The sequence below is a fragment of the Gaetbulibacter sp. S0825 genome (genome assembly GCF_011777505.1).
In the GTDB taxonomy this organism is placed as follows: Bacteria; Bacteroidota; Bacteroidia; order Flavobacteriales; family Flavobacteriaceae; genus Pontimicrobium.
This window is the reverse complement of sequence record NZ_JAATJT010000003.1, coordinates 491438-509856: the sequence shown is the minus strand read 5'-3', so window position 1 is coordinate 509856 and position 18419 is coordinate 491438. Positions and strand designations below refer to the sequence as shown.

Here is an 18419-nt window from a genome sequence, read left to right as displayed (position 1 = left end):
ATGGAAAAGCTTAGTGATTTTTTAAATTATGAGATTATTAAGATAGGTGATTCAGGTCATTTAACTGTTAAAATGGTTTTGGTTGTTATAGCAGTTTTTATTCTTACTGCTATTATATTAAGAGGAATAAAAAAGCTTTTAACTAGAAAACTGCCTGAAGAAGACAAACTAAAATTTACGTCTGTATTCTCCTTTGCTAGGTACTTTATTTATCTAGTGGTAGTTTTTATTACCATGCAAAATATGGGTGTACAAATGTCAGCTATTTTAGCAGCTTCTGCGGCGCTTTTAGTTGGTATTGGTTTGGCACTGCAAACTTTTTTTCAGGATATTATTTCTGGTATTTTTATTTTACTCGACCAATCGGTTCACGTTGGTGATATTATAGAAATTGATGGAAAAGTTGGTAGAGTGGTGGAGATAAAATTAAGAACAACAAGAGCAGTGACCATAGACAATAAAGTGTTGGTAATCCCAAATCATAAATATTTAACTTCAATACTTTATAATTGGACTGAAAATGGGACTAAAACACGAGAAAGTGTTAGTGTTGGAGTAGCCTATGGTAGTGATGTAGACTTAGTTAAAGAGCTGCTGCTACAAGCAGCTAAAACACATCCTAAAGTAATGAAGCATCCACCTCCTTTAGTTTTATTCATGAATTTTGGTGACAGCTCACTAAATTTCAAACTTATTTTTACGTTAAATAATAGTTTTGAAGCGGTATTGCCGCAAAGTGACATTCGTTTTGAAATTAATAGACTGTTCAAAGAAAATAATATAACAATACCGTTTCCACAAAGAGACGTTCATTTATACAATAATTAAAAAGATTATATGCCACAAATACTAGTAATAGAAGACGAAGCAGCAATTAGAAGAGTCCTTACAAAAATACTTTCTGAAGAAAGTGATGCCTATAATGTGGATGAAGCTGAAGATGGATTAATAGGCATAGAAAAAATAAAAAAAGAAGATTACGACTTAGTGCTTTGCGATATTAAGATGCCAAAAATGGATGGTGTAGAAGTTCTAGAAGCTATTAAAAAGATTAAACCAGAGATTCCTGTGGTGATGATTTCTGGTCATGGTGATTTAGATACTGCAGTAAACACTATGCGTCTTGGAGCTTTTGACTATATTTCTAAGCCACCAGATTTAAACCGCCTATTAAATACTGTCAGAAATGCGCTTGACCGAAAAGAACTTGTAGTTGAGAACAAACTTTTAAAGAAAAAAGTTAGTAAAAACTACGAAATGGTTGGTGAGAGCGAAGCAATTTCACAAATTAAAGACATGATAGACAAGGTGTCGCAAACTGATGCTCGTGTGCTAATTACTGGGCCTAACGGAACTGGAAAAGAATTGGTGGCACATTGGTTACACCAAAAAAGTGAACGCTCAAAAGGACCAATGATAGAGGTGAATTGTGCAGCTATCCCCAGTGAACTTATAGAAAGTGAATTATTTGGACATGTAAAAGGCGCTTTTACCAGTGCTAATAAAGATAGAGCAGGAAAGTTTGAAGCAGCAAATGGAGGCACCATTTTTCTTGATGAAATAGGTGATATGAGCTTGTCAGCCCAAGCTAAAGTTTTAAGAGCATTACAAGAAAGTCGTATTCAAAGGGTTGGTAGTGATAAGGATATAAAAGTGAATGTGAGAGTAGTAGCAGCTACAAATAAAGACCTTAGTAAAGAAATTGAAGAAGGAAAATTTAGAGAAGATTTATACCATAGATTGGCTGTTATTTTAATAAAAGTTCCTGCATTAAACGATAGGAGAGAAGATATACCTTTGCTTATCGAGTATTTCTCATCAAAAATTGCAAATGAACAAGGTATTTCAAAAAAATCTTTTTCAACCAAAGCCATAAAACTACTTCAAGAGTATGATTGGACAGGGAATATTAGAGAACTACGAAACGTAGTAGAAAGACTTATTATACTTGGAGGTGCTGAGGTTAGTGAGGAAGACGTAAAAATGTTTGCCAGTAAATAAAAAAAGAGGTCTGAAACTAATTCATGTTTCTTTTTTCAGACCTCTTACAGACAACAATTAATCGTTACATGCGTTTAATTTATCTAGATAATTACTAGTCATATTTTTAAAAATTATTAAGTATTCTTTCTTAATCTCTTTAAGGTCTTTAGAGAGTAATGCCTCTTTCTCATAATTTATTTCAGGCATTTCAATATCGCAATCGCAAACGTTTAAAATAGCATTAAAGTTTTTTAAATTAGAAGTTAAAACCATATCATTTTTTATAATGAGTTGTTCCTTTTTTAGCCTAAGTTCGGCTGCTTCTTTTTCAGCTAATTTTTGTTTTATTTTTTCCTCTTTTAAACTTAACTCAATTTGCTGTTGCTGAAGTTTGAGTCTATCATTTTCCAATTCGGCAAGTGATTCATCTTCTTGAGTTAACTTTGTGCATATTTCCAATTCATTAATAACTTTTTTGGCAATGTCACGAGCACGTTTGACATAAAAGCGACCATCTTCAAATGTTTTAGTATTCTCAACTTTACTTAACAATTCTGAAGCATCAAAAGCATAATTATATGAAGTTTCACAACCACAGTCATTCAATATTTTTTTGGCACGATTAAAGGCATCAGTAGAGCGATAAGAATAATCTTTTAAATGAGAGATATTATTTGAGTCATATGCAGATTTTACATGCGAATAAGCATAAATAACATCCGAATGGGCATCTTCACATTTATTCTGTGAATTTGAATATAAAAACACTAAGGATAACAGAAAAAATAAGTAGTTTTTTTTCATGGCATTTGGGTTAATATGTTAAGTAGGTAGGGACTAATGTAATAAAAAAATGCTATTAGACGTATTTTTTATGCATTTTATCGATGAAGTGTTGCGTCGTGATTACTTTAAATTGAAGGTAAAACTTATGCCAGTTTGAATATCTGGGTTGTTGTTGACTTCAAAATCTTGCTGTAGATAGAATGTTAAAGATGTTTTTTTAGTAATAGAGTAAAGTAGTGACCAGTAGTTATTATTTCTATACAAATTGGTTACACCATGTCCCCAAGATTTATGTGCATCAGGATGTCTTATTGGAATAGCATATTCTAATTCGTCTCTTCTATTTAGACTAGTTTGTAAATAATAGTCTAAGCCTATAGAATGTGTGGTATTTCCTTTTGAAATGATGTTGTATTCAATAATACTTTCTATATTTCCGAGGTAATTATTAGTTCCAAAATCGACATTGTTTTTACTAAAGCTAACAAGTTCTTTTCGCAAAAACCCAATTTCTAAACCTATTTGAAAATATTGATTTTTATTTATAGGTATAACTTTAATTGCATTAGTCGATAAACCAAAATCTAACGAATTATTATATGATGAAAGGTTATAGCCTAAATGAGCCCCAAAATTCATTGAATATGTTTTAGAAACTAAACTGCTTGGGTAATAGTAATATGAAGTTTCTAATCCACCGACAAACAAACCATTATTGTTTAATTCTAAAGTGTTACCATTTCTATCAGTATACTTAATTAAAGCTTTATTATAACCAAAGACTTTTCTATCAAAAGGATCAGATCCACCAGCTATTTTTTTGTGAAAATTTTCAATAAATCTATCACTGGTTAAAATAGAAAATGGAGCTTCCCCTTTAGATAACATAAATAATCTGAGACCAATATTAAGTTCCTGCTTATTTCCTAAATTAAGAGACGTTTTAAGTCTTAGCCCTTTAATTACTCCATCTATTTGTAATTCATAAGATTTTGCGTCAAGGGTTTCTTCATCAAAAAAATATTGTGCTTGATGCCATTGATGATTCCTTACTTCATTTCTAACTTCAATATTGTTAGGTATGTAAGTTTTTATTTGAGTACCCCAAACATTTCCGCTTTCTAAATTTATTTTTAATTGAGTTTTTTTTGTAGGATGAATTTTAAAATTACCTTGAATTCTAGAAAAAAAGATTCCAAAAGGATGTGTTGATAATACGCTAGGTTTTGAAATACCATTTTTTAATGTAACGTCGCTAGAATATATTTCCTGGGAATATACTGTTGCACAAAAAATATAAAGCAGAAAAGTAATAAATGTAATATTCTTCATGCAAGGATTTAGTAACTATAAAACTACAAAATCTTCGCTATATTTAGAAAAAATTAATCTTATATGAAATCTATTGATATTAACGAATTTAAAGTTTCTGAAAAAATTAATCTATCAGATAGGTCAACTATCTACAGTTTAGAAGAGGATAGCAAAACAACCGAAAAAGAGCTTAAAAAGGTTCGAAAAAAACTAGGGAAGCTACAGGATACCATGTATGCTCATGGTAAATACGCAGTGCTTATTTGTATTCAAGGCATGGATACTGCTGGTAAGGATAGTATGATTCGTGAGGTTTTTAAAGATTTTAATACGCGAGGTGTTATTGTTCATAGTTTTAAGGTGCCAACCCCAAAAGAGTTGTCACACGACTATATTTGGAGGCATTACATTGCTTTACCTGAAAGAGGAAAATTTGGAATTTTTAATAGAACACATTATGAGAACGTATTGGTAACTAGAGTACATCCAGAGTACATATTTGGAGAAAATATTCCCTCAGTTAACTCTATTGATGATATTAATGACGATTTCTGGAACAAGCGCTTTGAGCAAATAAACAATTTTGAAAAACATATAACAGATAATGGTACAATCATATTTAAGTTCTTTTTAAATCTCTCAAAACAAGAGCAAAAAAATAGACTACTGAGAAGGCTTAACAAACAGGAAAAAAACTGGAAATTTTCTCCCGGTGATTTAAAAGAGCGTAAGCTATGGGATAAGTATTTTGCATGTTATGAAGATGCCATAAATAGAACATCTAAACCGCATGCACCTTGGTATACAATTCCTGCAGATGATAAACCTACAGCGAGATATATTGTTGCTAAAATATTATTGGAAACATTGCAAACGTATAAAGATATTAAAGAGCCAGAATTAGATGATGAAGTAAAGGCAAATTTTAATTTGTACAAGGAACAATTAGAAAATGAGTAAAAGGTTTAAACTTTTCTGCTCTATTAGAGTCTTAAATATAGGGATAACGTCTTGATTGTGTGATTTTTTAATATTAAGACGTTAATTTTTACAGTTATTCTTAAAATCCAGCTTAGGCTGGATTTTTTTATAGATTCTTTGTTATTCAATAAGTCTATTAATAGTATATTTAAAAACATAAAACAATTAACAGATGAAACAAGTATTTATATTTTTTGTATTCCTAATGTCAATCAATGCTTATTCCCAAACAGATGAAGAAGTCTTTAAGAAGATTTTCGATACATCACTTTCTAACGGAAAAAGCTATGAATGGCTAGACCATTTATCAAATCAAATAGGAGGAAGATTATCTGGGTCGCTAAATGCAGAAAGAGCAGTGCAATGGACTAAAGAAGAACTCGATAAGTTGGGATTAGATAAAGTTTGGTTACAACCAGTAATGGTACCAAAATGGGTAAGAGGTGCTGCTGAGTATGCATACATCGAAACAATGCCAGGAGAAACAATCAATGTGAATATTTGCGCTTTAGGAGGCTCGGTTGCTACGCCTGCACTTGGTATTAAAGCAAATGTTGTTGAAGTACATAGTCTTGATGAACTCGAAACTCTTGGTCGTGAAAAACTAGAAGGAAAAATAGTGTTTTTTAATAGACCAATGGACGAAACACATATCAATACTTTTAATGCTTATGGAGGTTGTGTTGACCAACGAGGTTCTGGTGCTAAAGAAGCAACTAAATATGGAGCTGTTGGAGTTATTGTAAGGTCTATGAATTTGCGTCTTGACGATTTTCCGCATACTGGAGGGACTAATTATGGAGATACACCAATTAATCAGCGAATTCCGGCTGCTGCAATTAGTACCAATCATGCAGAATTGTTAAGTAGTATGATTAAGTTAGATGAAGATGTAAAATTTTATTTCAAACAAAACTGTAAACAATTACCAGATGTTCAATCACATAATGTTATTGGTGAAATAACTGGAAGTGAATTTCCTAAAGAAATAATTGTTGTTGGAGGTCATTTAGATTCATGGGATTTAGGAGATGGTTCTCATGACGATGGAGCAGGTTGCACGCAATCTATGGATGTGCTAAGGCTTTTAAAGGAATCAGGAATACGACCAAAACGAACAATAAGAGTGGTGCTTTTTATGAATGAAGAAAATGGTTTAAGAGGAGGGAGAAAATACGCTGAAGTAGCTAAACAAAAAGGAGAAAATCACATATTTGCTTTAGAGAGTGACTCTGGAGGTTTTACACCTAGGGGATTTTCTTTTGATTGTAGCAATAATGAGTTTAATCAAGTATTAAGTTGGAAGCATCTATTTGAGCCTTATTTAGTCCATTCTTTTGTTAAAGGAGGTAGTGGTGCAGATATTGGACCATTAAAAGATGGAAATGTGGTGTTGGCTGGACTTCGCCCAGATACACAGCGTTATTTTGATTATCACCATGCAGCAAATGATACTTTTGATGCTGTCAATAAAAGAGAATTAGAGCTTGGTGCAGCTACTATGACTGCTTTGGTTTATTTATATGATAAGTATGGTGTGAAATGAAAAGCTAATTAATACGACTAATAAGTCAAATCATAATTTTTTTGTGATTATTGACATTTATGTGATAGATGTCTTAAAATAATGCTAAATTTTAAGTAAATAATTATCGGATTTTACTTTCTGTAGGTGTTTTTTGGGCTTCATATCGTATATTTAATTGTAAAAATTACGCTTTGGTAAAACTTAAATCACATATAGTTTATCCAAAAAAAGACTTTATTCTAATTATTTTTCTTGCTTTGTTTTCAAGTGCTTTTGCATTTGAGCAAAATTTTATTCAAGGTGTAGAATTGAAAACCTATGAAAATAAACTGTTAGAATTTCCTTCTTTTTTTAACCCTTCGACCACATTGGTCTCAAGGGGAGCGTCTACGTTGGATTCTATAGAAGTTTTTAGGGATTTAGCAATAGAATATTCCAATAACAATAATGTTGATAGCGCAATGCTATATATTGAAAAGTATATAGGTGCTACAGCAGACTTGTCTATTATTAACGACCACCTATTTTCAAATATCAATAGCACTGATAAATATCTTGAGTTTAAGGAAAAGTATTTGCCAAAATTCAATTTTATGGCAATAATTTATTTCTATGCAGGCTTCTTGGGGATTTTTATTTTTATCATTTTAAATATTAAAAAAGGAGTGGATAGATTGGGTACATTTTTAATTAGTCTATTTGTACTTTTTAACTCATTGTTTATTTTGCATTTAAGCTTGTATGTAATCAATTATCAATATCATTTGCCTCAAGCATTATTAATGACTGCAACGTTTTCTTTTTTATATGGTCCATTGCTTTATTTTTATTTTAAAAGAATTAATTATAATTATAAGTTTAAATTAATAGATACATTACATTTATTACCTTCTGTAATTCTCTTTGTTTCAATTTTGCCTTATTATATGATGTCTCCGTTGGAGAAGTTTAATATTCTTTTTGATGGAAAAAATGTATTGCAATCCGCGGCATATACTGTTATTATTGTAAAAATACTCTCTTTGTCTATTTATGCTTTTTTAATTTTGAAAATGTACCGTAAAAACAAAAAGACTATCAATAGTAAAAGAAATGATACATTTTGTTGGCAAAGAAATTTACTCTCACTTCACATAATTTATACAATCGCTTATATTATATATGCTGGGGGAATTACTGGAATAGTTAATTTTCAACCTTTATTCCATTTGCAAATCGTAGTTATGGTGAGCGTAGTGTTTTATGTTGCTTATATAGCTTATGGACAGCCTGAGATTTTCAAAGGAAAAATGAAATTATTAGATCCATTGAAATTATTTAAATATAAAAAATCAGGATTAACGTCGTCTTTATCATTAGAATTAAAGGAAAACCTTTTAAAACTTCTTAATGAAGATAAAGTGTTTTTAGATAATGATTTAAATCTTGAGTCATTATCAATCAAATTAAATACAACAAGACATAATACATCTCAAGTAATTAACGAGCATTTTAACATGAGTTTTTCTGAGCTTATGAATCAATATAGAATTGAGGAAGCAACGGAAATACTAAAAAGAGATGAATACAATAGCTTAAGTATTATTCAAGTTGCGTACGAAGTTGGTTTTAACAATAAGGTGTCTTTTAATAAATATTTTAAAAAACAGCTATCTCTTACGCCAACACAATACATTAAATCCTTAAGAGCGTAAATACAAAGTAAATATTCTTCGGCTTTGGTTAATTCTTATAGGGTTTCCCTAGAAACACAGTAATAACAAGTTCTTTTGATATACAATCAATCAAAAAGGCTTGTCGTAATTTTTACATCTTTCATTAGACTTTGTTTTCGTTAAACCAATTTAGAAAGATATTTATTTGAGTTAGTCTTCGCTTTACCACAGGCTTTTTTTGGTTGTAAAACTGAATTAATAACTAAAAAAAGAATTATGAAGAAAAAATGCAAAGTTGTTTTTTTACTATTGTTTTTAAACATTTCCATTGCTTTTGCACAACAAAAAACCGTAACGGGAACAGTTTCGGACCAATCTGGTGTTCCTCTTATAGGTGTTAACATTGTTGTAAAAGGTACAACTAATGGAACACAAACAGATTTTGATGGTAAATATTCAATTAATGTAAATGAAGGTCAGACCCTTGCATTTACGTACGTAGGACTTAAGTCTGTAGAGATAACAGTAGCATCTTCCAATACTATAAACGTTACTATGGAAGAGGATGCTGCAGCATTAGAAGAGGTTGTAGTAATTGGTTATGGTACGCAATCCAAAAAATTACTAACAGATAATGTTGCAAAAATTGATGCTAGCCAAATTGAAGGTATTTCAACACCTAGTTTTCAAGGAGCTATTGTTGGTAAGGCTGCTGGTGTACAAATTACACAAGTTAACGGTAAAGTTGAAGGTGGTGTGAAAACCATTATTAGAGGTCTTTCTTCGGTTTCAGCATCTCAAGAGCCATTGTATATCATTGATGGAATTGAAATGAATAATAGAAACACCTCTTCTATTGGAGCTAATTTAAATCCGTTACTATCCTTAAACCCTAATGATGTTGCCTCGATTGACATTTTAAAAGATGCTTCAGCAACTGCAATTTACGGAGCAAAGGGGACTAATGGCGTTATTTTAATTACAACTAAAAGAGGAAAGCTAGGAGCATCTAAGGTGTCTGTAGATTTTTCTACAACAGTTGGAGAGCCAACCAATAAAAGAGATTGGTTAAATGCAGCTCAATATGTTGAATTGCTAAGAGAATCAGCTTTTAATAGTGGTTTTTTTGCAGATCAAGCAGCATCAGATGCATGGGTTGATGGTCGTTTACCAAGATATCAAGGTGATGAGGACTGGAGAAATGTAGATACTGATTGGCAAGAAGAAGCTTTTCAAAACAGTATCACTAAAGATGTTAACGTATCAGTGTCAGGAGGAAATGAAAAAACAACAAGTTATATTTCTGGTGCTTATAATGATACCGAAGGAATTGTAAGAGGTAATAACTTAAAACGTTATAGTTTAAGAGCAAACCTAGACCATGAGGTAAGTAATAAGTTTGATGTTGGTCTTAATGCAAATTATTCCAGTACAATTATTGATAGAATATCTGGAGATAATTCGTTTACAACGCCACTACAAGCAATTGCGCAAGTGCCAACCTCACCAGTATATTTAAGTAATGGAGACCCGAATGACGGTACTTTATATGCTAATTTCTTGTTGCAAGACAAGCATTCTTTTAGAAAAACATCGGTTAGGAGGATTTTAAGTAAGGTTTTTGGAGATTATCAATTCTTACCATCTTTAAGTTTTAGAACAGAGTTTGGTTACGATTATTTAAGTCAAACAGTTGACAGAAATACAGGAAGACTAGCGCCTTTTCAATCCACAAATGGTCAAACATTTGCTTCTAATAATGGAACTGAAATTATATCGACAAATAATTATTTCACTTTCGATCATACGTTTGGAGAATTATCAGATTTAAATGTTGTAGCTGGTATGACATATACTAGATTAAAAAACAGAGCGATTTCTGTTACAGGAGATGGTTTTCCAACCGACGATTTTAAATCTGTTTCAAGTGCTGCAACAATTTCAGCGGGAACAGGAACATTTACAAATTGGGCGCAAGTATCTTATTTTGCTAGAGCGACTTATAGTTATGATAATAAATATTTATTAAAGGCTTCACTTCGTAATGATGCATCATCTCGATTTGGTGCAGACCAACGTAATGGATATTTCCCTGCAGCATCAGCTGGATGGATTATATCAGAAGAAGATTTCTTAAAAGGCTCTAATGTGGTTTCAAATTTAAAACTAAGAGCAAGTTGGGGAATAAATGGTAATACACCAGTTGCTAACTTTGGAAGCCTAGGACTTTATGGAGGTACTGCTTATGATGGCGTGTCTGGTATTGCTTTTACACAAATTGAAAATCCTGATTTAAAATGGGAAGAAACAGCCCAAACTGATATTGGAATCGATTTCGGATTTCTTAATAACAGAATAAGCGGTGAAATTGATTATTATGTAAAGAAAACAAACGATTTAATATTTAATGAGCGTATTCCATTTGAGGCAGGAGCTCCAGGACATGCTATCTTGAAAAATGTTGGAAATCTTGAAAACAAAGGATTTGAATTTGTTTTAAATACGACCAATATTCAAACGGATGATTTAACCTGGAAAACCAGTTTTAACATTGCAACCAATAAAAACAAGGTAACTAACTTACCTAATGGCGCAGACCTAATTACAGGACGAAATATCCTTAGAGAAGGTGAGCCTATCAATGCTTTTTATATGGCTGAATATGCAGGTGTTGATTCATCAAATGGTGATGCATTGTATTATTTAAATACTGAAAATTCTGATGGTTCTTTAAACAAAACGACTACAAACGATTTTTCTCAAGCGCAACGTATTATTATGGGTAATCCAAATCCAGATCTTATTGGAGGTTTGTCGAGTAATTTAAATTATAAGACATTCGATTTTTCGTTTACGTTCCAAGGACAATGGGGAGCAAGTTTGTATAATAACGCTGGGCAATATCAAGAAACAGGTTTTGGTAATGGTTTGGATAATCAGGATGTATATATTTTCAAGAATAGATGGCAAAATCCTGGAGACATAACTAATGTACCGCAAGCGAGATTGTTTAGAAATAATGGACATTCAGCTAGTTCTAGATATTTACAAGATGCTGATTTTATTAGACTTAGAAATATAACACTTGGGTATTCACTGCCAGAAAGTGTGCTAGAGAAAATAGGTTTTAGTAAAGTAAGGGTGTATTTGGCAGGTTTAAATCTAATTACTATTACAGATTATAGAGGTTATGATCCAGAATCATCAAATGATGATGCCAATACAAATACTAATGTAGGTAATACATTTTATTCGGCACCACCTGCTAAGACATTTACACTTGGAGTTAATTTAACCTTTTAAAAATACGTTATGAAAAATATAAAATATATAATCATTGTTTTATGTTCGTTTTACATCGTTGCATGCGAAAGCGAATTAGATATAGAACCTCAACAAAGTGTTAGTGAAGATGTTGCGACTGCAACAGCCGATAATATCGAAGCAATTTTAGTAGGTGCTTATAATACAGGTAGAGGTAATTATGATGGAGATATAGCAAACATTAGTGTGCTATTTGGTAATACTAATCAAGTTGAATGGAATGGAACTTTTTCTAATCTTAGAGATATTTATTTTAAGCAGATGGTAAATAATAATGGCTCTGCAAATACTATTTATGGAAACTACTATTTGTTATTTGGTAACGTTAATACCGTTTTGGCAAATTTAGATAAGTTTACAGATCCTGATAGACAAGATCGTGTTGAAGGAGAAGCTAAATTCTTAAGAGGGCTTGCTTATTTTGATATGGTTCGTCTTTTTGGACAACAATACAACGCAGCAGGAGGGAATACTCAAGAGGCAGTCCCTATTGTGTTAGATCCTCCAAATGTTACAAGGCAAGTGGCTAGAAATACAGTTGAAGAAGTCTATGCTCAAGTAATAAGTGACCTCACAGATGCTTATGCTATTCTACCTGATGATAATGGTAATAGAGCAGATAAATATGCAGCTCAGGCATTGTTGGCAAGAGTCTATTTACAGCAAGGTAATTATAGTGCTGCAAGAGATGCTGCTCATGATGTTATTGAAAATAGCGGACATGGTTTAATGCCAACTTTTAGCGCTGTTTTTAATTCAGATGATAACACAGCCGAAACTATTTTTTCTTGGGTAATTACGACCCAAGAAGGTGCTAATGCACAAGTTACTCATTTTGCAACACAAGCCTTAGGTGGTAGAGGAGGTGATATTTCAATAACACCAGCTTATTTGAGCAAGTTTGATTCACCATTAGATGAACGTGGAAATTTCTATTATACTGACGCAGGATTAACCTTGAGCTTAAAATATGTGCGACAATTTGCCAACACAGAGCAAGTGCGATTGGCAGAGATGCATTTAATTCGCGCAGAGTCAAATTTTAGAGAAGGTACATCATTAGGATTAGATCCATTAGTGGAGATTAACACGTTAAGGTCAAGGTCATCTGCTCCAGTTTTAGGAGCGTTGACATTAGATTTAATACTAAATGAAAGAGAACTGGAATTAGGTTTTGAAGGATTTGTTTTGCATGATTATAAGAGAACTCAGAGAGATATAGGAGGATTGCCTTATAATGATAACAAGTTGGTTTTTCCTATACCACAATCGGCAAGGGATAGAAATCCATTGTTGAGTCAAAATCCTGATTATTAAGATAAAAGTGTAAACTAACGATAACTTTTATAGCTATGAATTAAGAAAAAGGTTGGTGCCAATTTTTATTGGTTCTTAATTCGGTGAATCCCTTCAAGTATATTCTTGAAGGGATTCTACTTTTATATAATTTTTTATTAATAACTTTAGCTAAATTATTTACTCATGAAAATTAAATTATTACTTGTTATAGCTGCTATCTGTGTGTCGCAGATCACAAATTCACAAAATAAAGAATTACCTTATCATAAAATTCCTGATTACCCAGCAGAATATAATGAATGTACTGTAGTTGCAAGATTGATTGATGGGTTAGGATTTAGATACTATTGGGCAACTGAAGGTTTGCGAGATGAAGATTTAGCCTTTAAACCTAGTGAAGGAGGTAGAACAACAAGTGAAACTGTTGACCATATTTACGGATTGACCAAAACAATTATTAATTCGGCATTAAAGAAACCAAATATTCCAACTGAAGAGGCAGAAATGACCTTTGCTGAAAAAAGAGCTAAGACATTAAATCTATTAAAACAAGCTGCTGATATTTTTCGTAAGAGTGATGATTTGTCAGAATTTACTATGGTATTCGTAAGGGGAGAAAACACTACTGAGTATCCGTTTTGGAATCAAATTAATGGACCAATATCTGATGCATTATGGCATGTAGGACAAGTGATTACGCACAGACGAACTTCAGGAAACCCGTTTAACTCAAAAGTAAGCGTTCTTCAGGGTAAAGTTAGAGATTAGTTTGCTTTATCGATTTAATTACATAATAACTTAATCCTAAAAAGGCGCCAAAGCAGCATGTGAAGGCCCAAGCTTCAAGATGTTGGGTTGGAGAAATTAGTATGTCCCAGATATTAAGTAGCAACATATCTGGATGTTGTAAAATATCCCAAGAATTGAATCTTAAAAAACGACCTAAATACATTCCAAACCCAGTTGAAAAGAAAATAAATAACAATAGAAAGTTAGTTTTCTTATTACTCATGAATTTCCTCAACAGAGTTTCCATATCCAAAAGTGTTAAGTTAAAAAGTACTAATCCATTTATTGCAAATGATGTTACCATTAAAATATCTAACCATAAAAATGTGCTTGTACTTCTTTTAAAATGCAACAAATCGGTGATTATATAAGGTGCATTTGGCAAGAATAATAACCAAATTGTGAAATAAGTAAGTAGCTTTGTTCTGGTTATTCTAGTTTTGCTTCTAAGATATAATGTCATGCAAAATGGAATAAAAGCTAAGAACAAATTCCACACTAAAAATAAGTAGTAAAACGATTGGTTTAGCTTTACTCTAAGTAGTAGTAGAAATCCACTTAGCATCATTGACAATGCCATATAAGTGAGTAACTGAAACCTTGAGTTTATGAGTGTTTTTAAATTAGTCATTGTTTAATTTCTTTTCAATTATTATAGTAGTCATGATACCTAAAGTATATGCTAGTAAATCTGATACATGAAACGTACTTCCGAAAATAATTTTAGCTGTCTTATTATCTTGCAAATTCATCAATTCCAATAATGGCGTCAGTTGTAGAAACTCAACAATAAAAGCAATAGATAGGACTATTAAGCCTAAAGTAATTGGTTTTAAGTCTATAAAACTTTTAAATAAACAATACAACATAATAACCACCAAAAAATCGCCAAACGTATGGCGAATGAAGCCACTTTTCAAGAAATAAGCGATGTATGCTTCTATAGTAAATAGCATTAAGAATAGTATGAAATATATTTTTGAGAATTTCATTTTATTTCAATTTTGTCTCCCAAGAATTTTGGATTCTTCCCAGTCATAACATCCAAAACGGCTTTTGTTCTTGCAAAATACTCTCTAAGTTTTGTTTTAAACCCAGACCTTCCTTCAACGTCTTTTGCGTTAAAACCTATAGCTTGTATTTCATGTTTTTTTGCTAAATATATAGCACGCTCGTTGTGAAACTTTTGTGAAATAACTGTAAAAGTTTCTAAACCAAATATTTCTTTTGCTCTTATTACAGAGTCTAATGTTCTAAAACCTGCATAATCCAAAAAGATTTTTTCTTCTGGTATGCCTTTAGTAATTAAATCGTTTTTAAATGTTGATGGCTCATCATAACTTTTAGTGCTATTGTCACCACTTACTAGAACAAAGTCAATTTTGCCTGATTTGTAAAGTTCAGAAGTAGCATTTATTCTGTATTTATAGTATAGATTTATGTTTCCATTTGCTAAGTATTTACTCGTGCCAAGAAGAAGACCTACTTTGTTTTTCGGTATTTCAGAAATAGAATTATATGTTAATTCTTCAGCATTTGAAATAATAATTTTATTAGGAATAAAAAGGCTTCCAATTAAAAGAATGATGCAGATTGTAATAAGTTTCAGGATTTTTTTCATGTCTATTTCCTTTTTTTCTTGGCAAACCATACCCAAGATTGTGTAGTTGTAATATACGCAGAAGCGTAAAAACTTAAAGCAAAAACATCAAACGAAGATTTGTAAATACTATACGCACAGAGCACAAATGCAATTATTGTATATATTGGGAAGTAAGTTTTAAAAATTCTTTGCTTACTATAGTTATCGTTTTCTAAAAACCAAAATATGGGACAAATAGTGATTAAAATGGTTAGCGCACAAATTACATATATTGGAATTAATGAAAGAAAAATATATGGCGCCATATCCCAGTTAAAGGTGTCTGATAAAATAATAATCCAAAATATTGAAGCAGCTAAAAGTGATGATTTCCCAATGTTACTTAGAATATGCATTTGTTATAGTTTTTTTAGCAGTTTTTTTAATTTAAGATTAGAATAGGTGAATTCTTGCCAATTTCTATTGTTGACTGTTTTTATATAGTCAAGATGCTTAGTGAAAATCCTATTATTTTGTTCTGTATTAAGGTTAGTTGACTCTCTATATTCATTAAGTAAAACAGCATTGTTATCTGATAAGTTGATGAGGTAATTTAAGTCTAATGAAGGCGCATGATTAATGTTGTATTTTGTGATGGAATAATCCCAATCAATTATGCTAAAAAGTATAAGAAATCCAAATGCTATTCGCGTATTTATTCTCATTAAAAACCAGAAATTCTTAACCTTAGAAACTTTTAGTAATGTTGTGATTAAGCCAATGAGAGTGAGAAATAGATAAATGTTAACGCCTATTCGCTTGTAGGTTAGTCCAAATGAAGCAATATAATTATAGTTTTTTGTTGCTATTAAAATGACAAGTACTGCATTTAAAAAAATCCATGTATAAGATAGGTTTTTTAGTATTCTATTATCCTTGAAAAAGTTAAGGTCTCCTCTAAAAAAGTAGAGTATTATTATAATGGCAATGATTATTGAAGCAATTAATGTATATATTCCGCTATGAACTTGACTGGAAAGGACTGAAGCGTGAGTTGAATTAATAGTACTTAATGAAATAATATCTGTAGCTAAATAGAAAACAATAAGTATATTAAGTAGTAATAATAGTATAGTGCCTAATTGTTTCTCTTTTTTTAATGCTTCAATTGAAAATGTTTCAGATTTACGTAATGTGTTACCAGTTTGTAAATCTATATTAGTTGCAGAATCTACTTGAACAGGGTTAAATATATTGCTAAATAAATAATAGCCTAATACAGTAAATAGTAACCATTGTAGATTAATAAAATCGAAATTAATTTTTGATATTATATCGTTAAAAATAGGGTTACCATTTTTGTAAAGCACTATAAAACCAATAATGAATATTAAGGGAATGCCAATGAGCTTTGTGATGTGTAAAACATCAATTGCCTTTTTTTGTGTTTCATCTTCATCTTTTATGTTTTGCTTGATAAATTTTCTATGAAAATAACCTACAATACTTGTGTAAATGCCATTATACCATTGCACATAAATGGATGATTTAGATTCTGTTACACTTCCAATCAAGGTCAAAAAGGCTATGATGTTTGCTAGTATTGACAAATTAGTGTATTGAATAAATACTAAAGCTGCTGTTAACAAGTAAATGAATATGTATAATAGGGTAGTTTTATTTTTGAATTTATGTGTATTGCTAACTGCTAGTATTATTACTGTTAATACACTAAAAATTGAAATGTTCAATCCAATTTGTTGATTGTAGAATAAAGTACTAAATAAGATGGATGAGATAATTATTATTATGTGTTTCATGTTTATAATAAATTTCACTTTGAATTTCAAAGTAGATTGATAAATTTTTTTACTTCTGTTTATTAATAATACGTTCTAGGGCATCAATATGGTCTTTAAATGCTTTTTTTCCAATTTTGGTAGCGCTGTAACGTGTATTAGGTTTTCTACCAATAAATTGTTTTTCTATGCTTATAAAATCTTCTTTTTCAAGAGCTTTTAAATGACTTGCCAAATTACCATCGGTCACATCAAGTAATTCTTTAAGTGTATTGAAATCGGCATACTCATTTACCATTAAAATAGACATGATGCCTAACCTAATACGGTGATCGAATGCTTTATTTATATTTGTTAGTAAGCTCATAATACTTCCTGCATAAGCAGGAATCTCTTTTAATTTAACTTCCTGCTAAAGGTGTTCCAAAAATGCCAATAGCCAATTCTGCCCAAATCAATAATAATAGTGCAATAGTCATTACAATTAAAGCTATTCGGTTTTCTTTTGTTTTTACTTTTCTCATTACAAATTCGCATACTAATCCTGTTCCAATAAGTAATACGCCAGCTATTATAAAGTCAGATAAAGTCCAATGTACATCATTAGTAAACTGCATTGCTACTAATGGGATTAAAAGTATAAATGCTATTGATGTGAAAATATAAGTAAGTCGTTTATTTTGTATCATGATTCTATATATTATTTTCTATCGTATTTAAAATGCATTAATGCGCCATAAATAATATGACATACTCCAAAGCCCAAAGCCCAAAAGAATAAACCATATCCTAAAAACCAAACGGATGCTAAACCAATAAGTATCATCGTAATTCCAAAATAGCGAATGTATCCTAAAGTATATTTGCTGGCGTTAACTAATGCAAGACCATAAAAAACAAGTGTGAGTGGAGCAACAAACGCATAGATTTCTTTTTCAATTAGAAATAATATAAAGAATCCTCCAGTTGCTAAGGGAATTAAAAAGTTTATAAGCAAGCGTTTTGAAGCAGAATTCCAGAAACTTTCATTTTGAGTTTTGGCTTTTTGCCAGCTTAAAAAAACGCCAGTAATGATAGACAAAGTAACTACAGCAAATGCTATTAAAACTATATTTATAATATCTTTTCCATCTAGAATCAATGTTCTATAGCCATCATTTGAGATTACATTATCTCTATAAATAATTGTATAACCAAGGTAAGCTCCTATAAGCGCGTAAATACCTGCAAGTATGCCTGATAAACCACTTAGTGACATAAATCGAGATGATTTATTCATAAGATGCTTAATCTCGCTTAGGTCTTGTAAATAATCTTTTGATTCCATATTAAAAGTACTTTGAATTACAAAGTAAGTAAAACTAATCTATATCTACAAC

General features: G+C 31.2%; 18 protein-coding genes. 8 read left to right on the top strand and 10 right to left on the bottom strand.

Going from position 1 to position 18419, the window contains the following annotated elements:
- Complete coding sequence (locus HB672_RS13520; RefSeq protein WP_167770052.1) at positions 1-828, top strand: mechanosensitive ion channel domain-containing protein; 828 nt, start codon at positions 1-3, stop codon at positions 826-828.
- A 9-nt stretch (positions 829-837) separates the two neighbouring features.
- The gene (locus tag HB672_RS13515) at positions 838-2001 is read left to right on the top strand and encodes a sigma-54 dependent transcriptional regulator (RefSeq protein ID WP_167770051.1); all 1164 of its coding nucleotides are present in this window, start codon (positions 838-840) and stop codon (positions 1999-2001) included.
- Positions 2002-2058: 57 nt separating this feature from the next.
- Here HB672_RS13515 and HB672_RS13510 read toward each other — a convergent pair whose 3' ends face one another.
- Together HB672_RS13510 and HB672_RS13505 are read right to left on the bottom strand one after the other, a co-directional pair.
- Complete coding sequence (locus tag HB672_RS13510) at positions 2059-2787, bottom strand: hypothetical protein (RefSeq protein ID WP_167770050.1); 729 nt, start codon at positions 2785-2787, stop codon at positions 2059-2061.
- 102 nt (positions 2788-2889) lie between these two features.
- Complete coding sequence (locus HB672_RS13505) at positions 2890-4101, bottom strand: hypothetical protein (RefSeq protein WP_167770049.1); 1212 nt, start codon at positions 4099-4101, stop codon at positions 2890-2892.
- 63 nt (positions 4102-4164) lie between these two features.
- Between HB672_RS13505 and HB672_RS13500 the strand changes: the two genes are divergently transcribed.
- From HB672_RS13500 to HB672_RS13475, 6 genes are all read left to right on the top strand, one after another.
- Positions 4165-5043 (top strand): PPK2 family polyphosphate kinase, encoded by an 879-nt coding sequence (locus HB672_RS13500; protein WP_167770048.1) that lies wholly within the window; start codon positions 4165-4167, stop codon positions 5041-5043.
- A 193-nt stretch (positions 5044-5236) separates the two neighbouring features.
- Entirely contained in the window at positions 5237-6610 is a 1374-nt protein-coding gene (locus tag HB672_RS13495) for a M20/M25/M40 family metallo-hydrolase (protein WP_167770047.1), read from the top strand.
- 173 nt (positions 6611-6783) lie between these two features.
- The gene (locus HB672_RS13490; RefSeq protein WP_167770046.1) at positions 6784-8286 is read left to right on the top strand and encodes a helix-turn-helix domain-containing protein; all 1503 of its coding nucleotides are present in this window, start codon (positions 6784-6786) and stop codon (positions 8284-8286) included.
- A gap of 237 nt (positions 8287-8523) precedes the next feature.
- On the top strand, positions 8524-11550 hold the full coding sequence (locus HB672_RS13485) for a TonB-dependent receptor (RefSeq protein WP_167770045.1): 3027 nt from the start codon (positions 8524-8526) through the stop codon (positions 11548-11550).
- Between the two features lie 9 nt (positions 11551-11559).
- Positions 11560-12888 carry a RagB/SusD family nutrient uptake outer membrane protein gene (locus HB672_RS13480; RefSeq protein WP_167770044.1) on the top strand — a complete coding sequence of 443 codons (1329 nt, stop codon included), beginning with the start codon at positions 11560-11562 and terminating at the stop codon, positions 12886-12888.
- A 165-nt stretch (positions 12889-13053) separates the two neighbouring features.
- Complete coding sequence (locus HB672_RS13475) at positions 13054-13638, top strand: hypothetical protein (RefSeq protein ID WP_167770043.1); 585 nt, start codon at positions 13054-13056, stop codon at positions 13636-13638.
- Here the strand turns inward: HB672_RS13475 and HB672_RS13470 are convergent.
- The 8 genes from HB672_RS13470 to HB672_RS13435 are packed head-to-tail and all read right to left on the bottom strand — an operon-like array spanning position 13628 to position 18367.
- Positions 13628-14290 carry a DUF1361 domain-containing protein gene (locus HB672_RS13470; protein ID WP_167770042.1) on the bottom strand — a complete coding sequence of 221 codons (663 nt, stop codon included), beginning with the start codon at positions 14288-14290 and terminating at the stop codon, positions 13628-13630. The two genes, HB672_RS13475 and HB672_RS13470, sit on opposite strands and share 11 nt — an antisense overlap.
- Positions 14283-14651, bottom strand: coding sequence for a DUF2809 domain-containing protein (locus HB672_RS13465; RefSeq protein ID WP_167770041.1), 369 nt, complete (start codon positions 14649-14651; stop codon positions 14283-14285). The genes HB672_RS13470 and HB672_RS13465 overlap by 8 nt, the downstream gene beginning before the upstream one ends.
- Positions 14648-15280, bottom strand: a complete 633-nt coding sequence (locus HB672_RS13460; RefSeq protein ID WP_167770040.1) for an ElyC/SanA/YdcF family protein — start codon at positions 15278-15280, stop codon at positions 14648-14650. The genes HB672_RS13465 and HB672_RS13460 overlap by 4 nt, the downstream gene beginning before the upstream one ends.
- Before the next feature lie 2 nt (positions 15281-15282).
- The gene (locus tag HB672_RS13455; protein ID WP_167770039.1) at positions 15283-15657 is read right to left on the bottom strand and encodes a hypothetical protein; all 375 of its coding nucleotides are present in this window, start codon (positions 15655-15657) and stop codon (positions 15283-15285) included.
- Positions 15658-15660: 3 nt separating this feature from the next.
- Positions 15661-17061: a DUF4173 domain-containing protein gene (locus HB672_RS13450; protein ID WP_167770038.1), complete on the bottom strand. Its 1401-nt coding sequence runs from the start codon at positions 17059-17061 to the stop codon at positions 15661-15663.
- A 49-nt stretch (positions 17062-17110) separates the two neighbouring features.
- Positions 17111-17407 (bottom strand): transcriptional regulator, encoded by a 297-nt coding sequence (locus HB672_RS13445; protein WP_167770037.1) that lies wholly within the window; start codon positions 17405-17407, stop codon positions 17111-17113.
- A 34-nt stretch (positions 17408-17441) separates the two neighbouring features.
- Positions 17442-17729, bottom strand: coding sequence for a hypothetical protein (locus tag HB672_RS13440; RefSeq protein WP_208864220.1), 288 nt, complete (start codon positions 17727-17729; stop codon positions 17442-17444).
- Positions 17730-17740: 11 nt separating this feature from the next.
- Positions 17741-18367 carry a hypothetical protein gene (locus HB672_RS13435; protein ID WP_167770036.1) on the bottom strand — a complete coding sequence of 209 codons (627 nt, stop codon included), beginning with the start codon at positions 18365-18367 and terminating at the stop codon, positions 17741-17743.
- Between the last annotated feature and the right edge of the window lie 52 nt (positions 18368-18419).